The organism is Streptomyces sp. NPDC003077 (genome assembly GCF_040611095.1).
Classification (GTDB): Bacteria; Actinomycetota; Actinomycetes; order Streptomycetales; family Streptomycetaceae; genus Streptomyces.
In genome coordinates, this window is record NZ_JBEXNM010000081.1 from 25,409 (window position 1) to 36,284 (window position 10,876).

General features: G+C 72.1%; 8 protein-coding genes and 1 pseudogene. 8 read left to right on the plus strand and 1 reads right to left on the minus strand.

Annotated elements, in window-relative coordinates:
• The first annotated feature begins 195 nt into the window (after window positions 1-195).
• The 4 genes from kdpF to kdpC all read left to right on the plus strand — a co-directional run bounded on the left by kdpF (window position 196) and on the right by kdpC (window position 4,880).
• Window positions 196-285: a K(+)-transporting ATPase subunit F gene (gene kdpF / locus ABZX96_RS33510; RefSeq protein WP_355551805.1), complete on the plus strand. Its 90-nt coding sequence runs from the start codon at window positions 196-198 to the stop codon at window positions 283-285.
• 8 nt (window positions 286-293) lie between these two features.
• Window positions 294-1,970, plus strand: a complete 1,677-nt coding sequence (gene kdpA, locus ABZX96_RS33515; protein ID WP_355551808.1) for a potassium-transporting ATPase subunit KdpA — start codon at window positions 294-296, stop codon at window positions 1,968-1,970.
• 128 nt (window positions 1,971-2,098) lie between these two features.
• Window positions 2,099-4,198, plus strand: a complete 2,100-nt coding sequence (gene kdpB / locus ABZX96_RS33520) for a potassium-transporting ATPase subunit KdpB (protein ID WP_355551828.1) — start codon at window positions 2,099-2,101, stop codon at window positions 4,196-4,198.
• Between the two features lie 19 nt (window positions 4,199-4,217).
• The gene (gene kdpC / locus ABZX96_RS33525; RefSeq protein WP_355551811.1) at window positions 4,218-4,880 is read left to right on the plus strand and encodes a potassium-transporting ATPase subunit KdpC; all 663 of its coding nucleotides are present in this window, start codon (window positions 4,218-4,220) and stop codon (window positions 4,878-4,880) included.
• Window positions 4,881-5,011: 131 nt separating this feature from the next.
• Here kdpC and ABZX96_RS33530 read toward each other — a convergent pair whose 3' ends face one another.
• Window positions 5,012-5,545 (minus strand): GNAT family N-acetyltransferase, encoded by a 534-nt coding sequence (locus tag ABZX96_RS33530; RefSeq protein WP_355551814.1) that lies wholly within the window; start codon window positions 5,543-5,545, stop codon window positions 5,012-5,014.
• Between the two features lie 255 nt (window positions 5,546-5,800).
• Between ABZX96_RS33530 and ABZX96_RS33535 the strand changes: the two genes are divergently transcribed.
• The 4 genes and pseudogenes from ABZX96_RS33535 to ABZX96_RS33550 form a co-directional block, all read left to right on the plus strand.
• The gene (locus tag ABZX96_RS33535) at window positions 5,801-8,353 is read left to right on the plus strand and encodes a sensor histidine kinase KdpD (protein WP_355551817.1); all 2,553 of its coding nucleotides are present in this window, start codon (window positions 5,801-5,803) and stop codon (window positions 8,351-8,353) included.
• Between the two features lie 148 nt (window positions 8,354-8,501).
• Complete coding sequence (locus ABZX96_RS33540) at window positions 8,502-9,185, plus strand: response regulator (protein ID WP_355551820.1); 684 nt, start codon at window positions 8,502-8,504, stop codon at window positions 9,183-9,185.
• A 206-nt stretch (window positions 9,186-9,391) separates the two neighbouring features.
• On the plus strand, window positions 9,392-9,790 hold the full coding sequence (locus ABZX96_RS33545; RefSeq protein WP_355551823.1) for an OB-fold nucleic acid binding domain-containing protein: 399 nt from the start codon (window positions 9,392-9,394) through the stop codon (window positions 9,788-9,790).
• Between the two features lie 3 nt (window positions 9,791-9,793).
• Window positions 9,794-10,567 (plus strand): annotated as a pseudogene (locus ABZX96_RS33550) (DUF3159 domain-containing protein); the annotation flags it as partial.
• Between the last annotated feature and the right edge of the window lie 309 nt (window positions 10,568-10,876).

Consider the following 10,876-nt stretch of genomic DNA (forward strand, 5'->3'; position numbering starts at 1 on the left):
AACCGTCAAAGAGGCGCCTAAGGCCGTAAGGGAGACGTCAACGAACGGTCCCACGCGGTCGGCGCGGCGGTTTCCTCTAGAGGTCCGTTCCACCACATGCCTCTAGGAGCACACGATGGCCGACGTGGCCTTCGTCGTCGTCACGATCGCGGTTTTCGCGCTGGTGGCTCTCGTCGCCAAGGGGGTGGCGAAGCTGTGACCCTCGAAAACGTCGTCGGGCTCATCGTGGCCGTCGCCCTCTTGGGCTATCTGGTCCTCGCCCTCATCTTCCCCGAGAGGTTCTGAGCACCGACATGAGCCCCATCCTGGCAGGGGTGCTCCAGCTGCTGGCGCTGATCGGAGCGCTGGCGCTGGTGTACCGCCCCCTCGGCGACCACATGGCCGCCACGTACAGCTCCCCGAAGCATCTGCGCGTCGAGAAAGTGATCTACCGCTGCATCGGCGCCAACCCCGACGCGGCCATGCGCTGGCCCGCCTACCTGCGCGGCGTCCTCGCCTTCTCGCTGGCGGGCCTGCTCTTCCTCTACCTGATCCAGCGCCTTCAGGGCGGGCTGCCGCTCTCCCTCGGCTTCGCCTCGATCAGCCCGGACCAGGCGTTCAACACCGCGGCGTCCTTCGTCGCCAACACCAACTGGCAGTCCTACAGCGGCGAGCAGGCCATGGGTCACGTCGTGCAGACGGCCGGCCTGGCGGTGCAGAACTTCGTCTCGGCCGCCACCGGCATGGCCGTGGCGATCGCCCTCGTCCGCGGGTTCGCCCGCTCGCGCACCGGTGAGCTGGGCAACTTCTGGACGGACCTGGTGCGCGGCGTCGTCCGCGTCCTGATCCCGATCGCCGTGATCGGCGCTCTGGTGCTGGTCGCCTGCGGCGCGATCCAGAACTTCGCCGGCATCCACGAGGTCGGCCAGTTCATGGGCGGCACCCAGCAGACCAACGGCGGCGCCGTGGCGTCCCAGGAGGTCATCAAGGAGCTGGGCACCAACGGCGGCGGCTACTTCAACGCCAACTCCGCGCACCCCTTCGAGAACCCCAACGGCTTCACCAATCTCTTCGAGGTCTTCCTCATCCTCGTCATCCCGTTCTCGCTGACCCGGACGTTCGGCAAGCTCGTCGGCAACCTCCGGCAGGGCTACGCGATCCTGGCCACGATGGGCCTGATCTGGCTGGTGTGCACCGGCCTGATGATGTGGACGGAGTTCTCCCACGGCGGCCCCGCGCTCCAGGCGGCGGGCGGCGCGATGGAGGGCAAGGAGACCCGCTTCGGCATCGGCGGGTCGGCGATCTTCTCGGTCGCCACCACCCTCACCTCCACCGGCGCCGTGGACTCCTTCCACTCCTCGTACACGGCCTTCGGCGGCGGCATCCAGCTCCTCGGCATGATGCTGGGCGAGATCGCGCCCGGCGGCGTCGGCTCCGGCCTGTACGGGATGCTGGTCATGGCCGTCATCGCGGTGTTCATCGCGGGCCTGATGGTGGGCCGCACGCCCGAGTACCTGGGCAAGAAGATCGGCACCCGCGAGATCAAGCTCGCGGCCTGCTACATCCTCATCACGCCCACCCTCGTGCTCGGCTTCACCGCCGCCTCGATGACGCTGCCGGACGCGCTGGGCTCGATGCTCAACACCAAGGTCCAGGGCGCGGGCGCGCACGGCTTCTCCGAGGTGCTGTACGCCTTCACCTCGGGCGCCAACAACAACGGCTCGGCCTTCGCCGGTCTGAACGCGAACACCCCCTGGTACAACACCACCGTCGGGCTCGCCATGCTGCTGGGCCGCTTCCTGCCGATGGTCTTCGTCCTGGCGCTGGCCGGCTCGCTCGCCGAGCAGCGGCCGATCCCGGAGACGGCCGGCACCCTGCGCACCGAGAAGCCGCTGTTCTCGGGCCTGCTCGCGGGCACCATCGTGATCATCACCGGCCTGACCTACTTCCCGGCGCTGGCGCTCGGCCCGCTCGCGGAAGGGCTGTCATGACCGCCGGCACCCGACCGGCCCCGGAGGGCGCTCCAGGGGCCCGCCCCGCGACGGAGGGCGCCCGCGGGACCCGCCCGTCCACCGACCACCCCACGAACCACCCCTCGAAGAACCAGGAGCACCGCTCCATGTCCACCGCCACGCCGACCCGCGCCCCCCACCAGGACGCGCCCACCGGCCACTCCCAGGACGACGGCCGGGTCGGCGCCGGCCTGTTCGACCCCAAACAGCTGGTCAGGTCGCTCCCGGACGCGCTGCGCAAGCTCGATCCGCGACTGATGATCAAGTCGCCGGTGATGTTCGTCGTCGAGGTCGGCTCGGTGCTGACCACGATCTTCGCCCTCACGTCGCCCGCGGACTGGTTCGGCTGGGCGATCGCCGTCTGGCTGTGGCTGACCGTGATCTTCGCCAACCTGGCGGAGGCGGTGGCCGAGGGCCGCGGCAAGGCGCAGGCCGACACCCTGCGCAAGGCCCGGACCGACACCGTGGCGCGGCGCCTGAACGGCACCGCCGAGGAGTCCGTGCCCGGTACGGAGCTGCGCGTGGGGGACCTGGTCGTCTGCGAGGCGGGCGACATCATCCCCGGTGACGGCGACGTGGTCGAGGGCGTGGCCTCGGTGGACGAGTCGGCGATCACCGGCGAGTCGGCGCCCGTCATCCGCGAGTCCGGCGGCGACCGCTCGGCCGTCACCGGCGGCACGAAGGTGCTGTCCGACCGCATCGTCATCAAGATCACGACGAAGCCGGGCGAGACCTTCGTCGACCGGATGATCAACCTCGTCGAGGGCGCGGCCCGTCAGAAGACGCCGAACGAGATCGCGCTGAACATCCTGCTCGCCTCCCTCACCGTGGTCTTCCTGCTCGCGGTCGTCACCCTCCAGCCCTTCGCCGTGTACGCGGGCGCCGAGCAGCCGATGATCGTGCTGCTCGCCCTGCTGGTCTGCCTGATCCCCACCACGATCGGCGCGCTGCTGTCGGCCATCGGCATCGCCGGCATGGACCGGCTGGTGCAGCGCAACGTGCTGGCCATGTCGGGCCGCGCGGTCGAGGCCGCCGGCGACGTCTCCACGCTGCTGCTGGACAAGACCGGCACCATCACGCTGGGCAACCGCCAGGCCGCCGAGTTCGTCCCCGTGCGCGGCACCACCGCCGCCGAGGTGGCCGACGCCGCCCAGCTCTCCTCCCTCGCCGACGAGACGCCCGAGGGCCGCTCCGTCGTCGTCCTGGCCAAGGAGGAGTACGGGCTCCGCGAGCGGCACCAGGGCGAGCTGGTGGGCGCCGAGTGGGTGGCCTTCACGGCGCAGACCCGGATGTCGGGCGTGGACGTGGACGGCCGCAAGGTCCGCAAGGGCGCGACCGGCTCGGTGATCGCCTGGGTGCGCGAGCGCGGCGGCACGGTCACCGAGGACGCCGCCACGATCGCCGAGGAGATATCCGAGGCCGGCGGCACACCGCTGCTGGTCGCTCTGGAGGACACCGACGGCGCCCGCGTGCTCGGCGTCATCCACCTCAAGGACGTGGTCAAGGAGGGGATGCGGGAGCGGTTCGTCGAGCTGCGCAAGATGGGCATCAAGACCGTCATGATCACCGGCGACAACCCGCTGACCGCCAAGGCCATCGCCGACGAGGCGGGCGTGGACGACTTCCTCGCCGAGGCCACGCCCGAGGACAAGATGGCGCTGATCAAGCGGGAGCAGGCGGGCGGCAAGCTCGTCGCGATGACCGGCGACGGCACCAACGACGCCCCCGCGCTCGCCCAGGCGGACGTCGGCGTGGCCATGAACACCGGCACCTCGGCCGCCAAGGAGGCCGGGAACATGGTGGACCTGGACTCCAACCCGACCAAGCTCATCGAGATCGTCGAGATCGGCAAGCAGCTCCTGATCACGCGCGGCGCGCTGACCACGTTCTCGATCGCCAACGATGTGGCGAAGTACTTCGCGATCATTCCGGCGATGTTCGCGGTGGCCTACCCGGGCCTGGACACCCTCAACATCATGCGGCTGTCCAGCCCGAACTCCGCGATCCTGTCCGCGATCATCTTCAACGCGCTGATCATCGTGGCCCTGGTGCCGCTGGCCCTGAAGGGCGTGCGCTACCGCCCGGTCAGCGCCGACAAACTGCTCCGCCGCAACCTGGGCATCTACGGGCTGGGCGGGCTGATCGCGCCGTTCGTCGGCATCAAGCTGATCGACCTGCTGATCTCCCTGATCCCCGGCCTGAGCTGACTGAGGAGTGCCGAACACCATGAACAACGCGGTACGCGACACCGGCCGGCTCCTCGGCGCCGGACTGCGCGCCCTGCTCGTCCTGACCCTGCTGTGCGGCGTCCTCTACCCGCTGGTCGTCACCGGCGTCGCGCAGGCCGCCTTCAACAACAAGGCGAACGGCTCCGAGATCAGCTCCCACGGCAAGGTCGTCGGCTCCGAGCTGCTGGGCCAGCGGTACGACAAGGGCCAGGACAAGGACGGCAACCCCATCCCCGACCTGCGGTTCTTCCAGCCCCGCCCGTCCGCCGGGCTCGGCAGCAACAAGACCAACGGGGTCAACACGCAGTACGACCTCCAGGTCTCCGGTGCCTCCAACCTCGGCGCGGGCAACAAGGACCTGGTGGCCGCCGTGAAGGAACGCAAGAAGTGGGTCTCGGAGACCTACGGCGTCCCGGAGTCCCGCGTCCCGGCGGACGCGGTGACCTCCTCCGGCTCGGGCCTGGACCCGGACATCTCCCCGGCCTACGCCGAGCTCCAGGCCGGCCGGGTGGCGAAGGAGAACCACCTCGATCCGGCGCGGGTCCGCCAACTGGTCGCCGACCACACGGACGGCCGGGTCCTGGGCTTCATGGGGGAGCCCCGGGTGAACGTCCTGAAGCTGAACGTGGCGCTGCGCGACCTGGCGCGCGGGGAGGGGTGAGGCGCGGCGGCGGGGGCGGGTGGCGCCACGACCGCGCCGCCCGTCCCCGCCGTGCGTCGGCTTCCCGGGCGGGCGCCCCCCGTCCGCCTGCTCCGTGCGTCGGCTTCCCCGGGCGGGTGCCCCCCGTCCCGTTACCAGACGTCCCCGTCCCGCCAGTCCGCCGTCAGCTCCCCGGACAGGTCCAGCGGCGCGGACACCGGCAGGACGAAGATCGCGCCGTCCTCGTCGGGCGTGCGCCGGAGGCCGGTGGGCGTGAGGGCCGAGGACGGGCCCTGCCACAGCCGCCAGCCCCGGGCCGCGTAGAAGTCCGCGGCGTCGTCGGCCGCGCCCAGCGCGCCGAGGTCGTACGCGCCCCGGACGACCCGCTCCAGCTCCGCCATCACGGCCGCGCCGTGCCCTTGGCCCCGCCGGTCCGCGCGGACCCCGACGCCCTCGACGTACCCGCAGCGCAGCGCCCGCCCGCCGTGCAGCAGCCGCCGCTGCACCACCGACCCGTGCGCGATCAGCTCGCCGCCCTCCCGCACCAGGACGTGCACACCGCCCAGCGCGTGCTCCCAGTCCTCGTCGGACATGTCGCCCTCGAAGACCTCGTCGAGCAGGGTCCGGGCGGCCTTGAGGGTGGCGGGGTCGAGGTCGGCGGTGTGGGCGGTCCGTATGTCGGTCATGGCCGTCATCGTGGCAGCGGGGGCGCGCGGCGGGCGAACGTTTTACGGCGGTGGCGGACAGCCTCGCCGCCCGAGGGGCGACGGGCCGCGGCACAGGGTTCCAGAGCCCGGCGCCGTTCCCCGCACCGCCGTGTCAGAGTCGCGTCAAGACCGGCACGGAAGCCGACAAACGCGCCTTTTGTCCCCCTGTGGGGTCTGTAGGGTCACAACAGGTCCAGCCCGGTGGGGGCGGCCTTCACGTAAGACAATGGGGCCATGGCACGCGGCAAGCTACGGATCTATCTCGGCGCGGCACCGGGCGTCGGCAAGACGTACTCGATGCTCTCCGAGGCGCACCGGCGCGTGGAGCGGGGCACCGATGCCGTGGTGGCGTTCGTCGAGCACCACGGCAGGCCCCGTACCGAGGTGATGCTGCACGGCCTGGAGCAGGTCCGGCGGGTCGAACTGGAGTACAGGGGCACCGTCTTCACCGAGATGGACGTGGACGCCGTCCTGGAGCGCGCGCCCGCGGTCGCCCTGGTGGACGAGCTGGCGCACACCAACGTCCCCGGCTCCCGCAACGCCAAGCGCTGGCAGGACATCGAAGAGCTGCTGGCGGCCGGGATCGACGTGATCTCCACGGTCAACATCCAGCACCTGGAGTCGCTGGGTGACGTGGTCGAGTCCATAACCGGCGTGCGCCAGCGGGAGACCGTCCCGGACGAGATCGTGCGGCGGGCCGACCAGATAGAGCTGGTCGACATGTCGCCCCAGGCACTCCGCCGCCGCATGGCGCACGGGAACATCTACCAGCCCGACAAGGTGGACGCCGCGCTGTCCAACTACTTCCGACCGGGCAACCTGACCGCGCTGCGCGAGCTGGCGCTGCTCTGGGTGGCCGACCGCGTCGACGAATACCTCCAGCAGTACCGCGCCGAGCACTCCATACGCTCCACCTGGCAGGCCCGCGAACGCATCGTCGTCGGCCTCACCGGCGGCCCCGAAGGCCGCACCCTCATCCGCCGCGCCGCCCGCATGGCCGCCAAGGGCTCCGGCAGCGAGGTGCTCGCCGTCTACATCGCCCGCAGCGACGGGCTGACCTCCGCCTCGCCCAAGGAGCTGACCGTCCAGCGCACGCTGGTCGAGGACCTGGGCGGCACCTTCCACCACGTCATCGGCGACGACGTGCCCAGCGCCCTGCTGGAGTTCGCCCGCGGCGTCAACGCCACCCAGATCGTGCTGGGCTCCAGCCGCCGCAAGACCTGGCAGTACATGTTCGGACCCGGCGTGGGCGCCACCGTGGCCCGCGACTCGGGCCCCGACCTGGACGTGCACATCGTCACGCACGACGAGGTCGCCAAGGGCCGGGGGCTGCCCGTCTCGCGCGGCGGACGGCTGGGGCGGTCGCGGATCATCGCCGGGTGGATCGCCGGCGTCGCCGGTCCGGTGCTGCTGACGCTGCTGCTCGCCGCCCTGGAGAACGGGCCCGGCCTGGCCAACGACGTCCTGCTCTTCCTCTTCCTCACGGTCGTCGCGGCGCTGCTGGGCGGCCGGGCGCCCGCCCTGGCCTCCGCCGCCGTCGGTTCGATCCTGCTGAACTTCTTCTTCACGCCGCCCACCCACACCCTGGACGTCGCCGAGCCCCGGAACCTCGTCGCCATCGTGATCTTCTTCGCGGTGGCGGTCTCGGTGGCCTCCGTGGTGGACCTCGCCGCCCGCCGCACCCACCAGGCGGCCCGGCTGCGCGCCGAGTCGGAGATCCTCTCCTTCCTGGCAGGGAGCGTGCTGCGCGGCGAGACGACGCTGGACGCCCTGCTGGAACGCGTCCGGGAGACCTTCGCCATGGAGTCGGTCGCCCTGCTGGAGCGCACCGGCGACCTCGCCCCGTGGACCTGCGCGGGCCGGGTGGGCCCCGAGAACGGCCGCCCGCTCTCCCGCCCCGAGGACGCCGACGTGGACATGCCGGTCGGTGACCACATGGCCCTCGCGCTCACCGGCCGGGTGCTGCCCGCCGAGGACCGCCGGGTGCTCGCCGCCTTCGCCGCCCAGGCCGCCGTCGTCCTGGACCGGCAGCGGCTGGTGGGCGAGGCCGAGCGGGCCCGCGAGCTCGCCGAGGGCAACCGCATCCGCACCGCCCTGCTCGCCGCCGTCAGCCACGACCTGCGCACCCCGCTGGCCGGCATCAAGGCGTCCGTCACCTCCCTGCGCTCGGACGACGTGGCCTGGTCCCGGGAGGACGAGGCGGAGCTGCTGGCCGGCATCGAGGCGGGCGCCGACCGGCTGGACCACCTGGTCGGCAACCTGCTGGACATGTCCCGCCTCCAGACCGGCACCGTCACCCCGCTCATCCGCGAGATCGACCTCGACGAGGTGGTGCCGATGGCGCTGGGCGGCGTCCCCGAGGGCAGCGTCACCCTCGACATCCCCGAGGCGCTGCCCATCGTCGCCGTGGACCCGGGCCTGCTGGAGCGCGCGGTGGCGAACCTGGTCGAGAACGCCGTCAAGTACAGCCCCCCGGGCGCGACCGTCCTGGTCTCCGCCAGCGCCCTCGGCGAGCGGGTCGAGCTGCGGATCGTCGATCGCGGCCCCGGCGTCCCGGACAGCGCCAAGAGCCGCATCTTCGAGCCGTTCCAGCGCTACGGCGACGCCCCGCGCGGCGCCGGGGTGGGTCTGGGGCTGGCGGTCGCCCGCGGGTTCGCCGAGTCCATGGGCGGCACGCTGGAGGCCGAGGACACGCCGGGCGGCGGCATGACCATGGTGCTCACCCTCCAGGCGGCGGCGGGCCGGCCGCCGGCCCGTCCGGATCTTCCGGTCCAGGCGACGACGTGAGGCCGTACCGCCCCGCCGCCGGCCCGGTGCGCGGCACGAGCCCGGCGGGCCCGGGGCGCGTCCGGCGCGTCCCGCGCGTGCGTCCGTCCGGCTCGCCGCCCCCGGCCGCGACACCAACCCATCCGTGCACACCACGAGGAGTACGCCAGTGAACCGGGTGCTTGTGGTCGATGACGAGCCGCAGATCGTACGCGCCCTCGTGATCAACCTGAAGGCGCGCAAGTACGAGGTGGACGCCGCCCCCGACGGGGCCACCGCCCTCCGGCTCGCCGCCGCCCGCCACCCCGACGTCGTCGTCCTGGACCTGGGCCTGCCCGACATGGACGGCGTGGAGGTGATCAAGGGCCTGCGGGGCTGGACGAGGGTGCCGATCCTCGTCCTCTCCGCCCGCCAGACCTCCGACGAGAAGGTCGAGGCCCTGGACGCGGGCGCCGACGACTACGTCACCAAGCCGTTCGGCATGGACGAGCTGCTGGCCCGGCTGCGCGCCGCGGTCCGCCGCGCCGAGCCCACCGGCCCGGCCGAGGAGGACGTGATCGTGGAGACGGACGGGTTCACCGTCGACCTCGCCGCCAAGAAGGTCAACCGCGGCGGCCGGGACGTGCGCCTGACCCCGACCGAGTGGCACCTGCTGGAGGTGCTGGTCCGCAACACGGGCCGGCTGGTCGGCCAGAAGCAGCTCCTCCAGGAGGTCTGGGGCCCCTCGTACGGAACCGAGACCAACTACCTGCGGGTCTACATGGCCCAGCTCCGCCGCAAACTGGAGGCCGACCCCTCGCACCCGCGCCACTTCATCACCGAGCCGGGGATGGGGTACCGGTTCGAGCGGTGACGGGAGGGGCGGGCCGGTCGGGTGGGATCGTCCGGGTAAGGGACGGGCCGGGCGGACGGGCTCGTCCGGGTGAGGGCGGCCCGCCGCGGGAGCTCGTCCCCACCGAGGGCAGCCGCTTCCGCGGGTCCCCGGCCGCCGGAAAGCCGGTGCGACCCGGCCGGACCGGGGCCGTGATCCGGGGGGCCGCGCAACGGTACGCTGGGGACATGAGTGCTGGGACGCGTTCCGAGAAGCCGGCCGGTCGTTTCCGGCGGATGCTCGACAGGCTGTCCTCCTCCGAGGAGGAGCTGCAGTCCGCCGAGCTCCAGCAGGACGCGCAGGCGGCGGGCTGCACCCGCATCTGCGACACCGACGACCGCCAGATCGTCAAGGTCACCGGCACGCTGCGGCACGTGACGCTGCGGCCCCGCGCCGGTGTGCCCGCCCTGGAGGCCGAGCTGTTCGACGGCTCGGCGCCGCTGGACGTGGTCTGGCTGGGCCGGCGGTCCATCGTCGGCATAGAACCGGGCCGCAAGCTCATCGCATCGGGCCGGATCTCCATGAGCCACGGCCGCCGGGTGCTGTTCAACCCCAAGTACGAACTGCGACCCTTCGGACAGGAGTAGCCGGTGACCTCTCACGACCGACCGACCCACCGGACCGGTCGGCCGACCGGCCCGGCGGACCCGAGCGAGGAGCCGGCCGCGTCGCGGGACGGCGCGCAGGGCTCCGGCGCGCAGGACGCCGGCAGCCGGGCCGTCACGGAAGCGGCGCTGTTCGAGGCGTTCGGCGGGGTCCGGGGCATGGTGGAGACCGTCGTGCCCGGCCTGCTGTTCGTCACGATCTTCACGATCAACAAGGACCTGCACGTCTCGGCGATCGCCGCGCTGGCGGTCTCCCTGGCGCTCGGCGCCGTCCGGCTGATCCGCAAGGACACCGTCAAGCACGCCTTCGGCGGCGTCTTCGGCGTGGCCTTCGGCGTGGTCTTCGCGATGATGACCGGCAACGCCAAGGACTTCTACCTGCCGGGGATGATCTACACCCTGGGCCTCGGCCTGGCGTACGTGATCACGACGCTGGCCGGCGTCCCGCTGATGGGCCTGATCCTCGGCCCGGTGTTCAAGGAGAACCTCTCCTGGCGCACCCGCAACCCCGGCCGCAAGAAGGCGTACGCCAAGGCGAGCTGGGCGTGGGGCCTGGTGCTGCTGGCCAAGTGCGCGATCCTCTTCCCGCTGTACTGGTGGGCGGACACCACGCACCTGGGCTGGGTGCTGGTCGCGCTCAAGATCCCGCCGTTCCTGCTGGCCCTGTACCTGACCTGGATCTTCCTGGCCAAGGCGCCGGCGCCCATCGACGTGTTCGCGGAGATGGAGGCGCGGGAGAAGGCCGAGGAGGAGGCCAAGGAGCGCCGCCGCCGGGCCGACGAGGAGAACGAGCGGGCCCGTGCCGAGGTCGACGCCCGGTTCGACGCCGTGATGGAGCCGCTGGTGGACGAGACGCTGCACCGCCTCGTGGACGAGTCCACCCACGAGTCCGCCCACGGGCCCGCCCCGTCCGCGAAGCGCACGGACGCCCGCCCGGACGGGCCCGGGCCGCACTGACGGCTCAGGCTCCGCGCCTTGTGCGCACGCGAACCGCCCGCCCGGGTCTCCCGGGCGGGCGGTTCGCGTAGGAGCGGAGCCGGAGACACGGAAAAGGCCGGGGCCCGTACA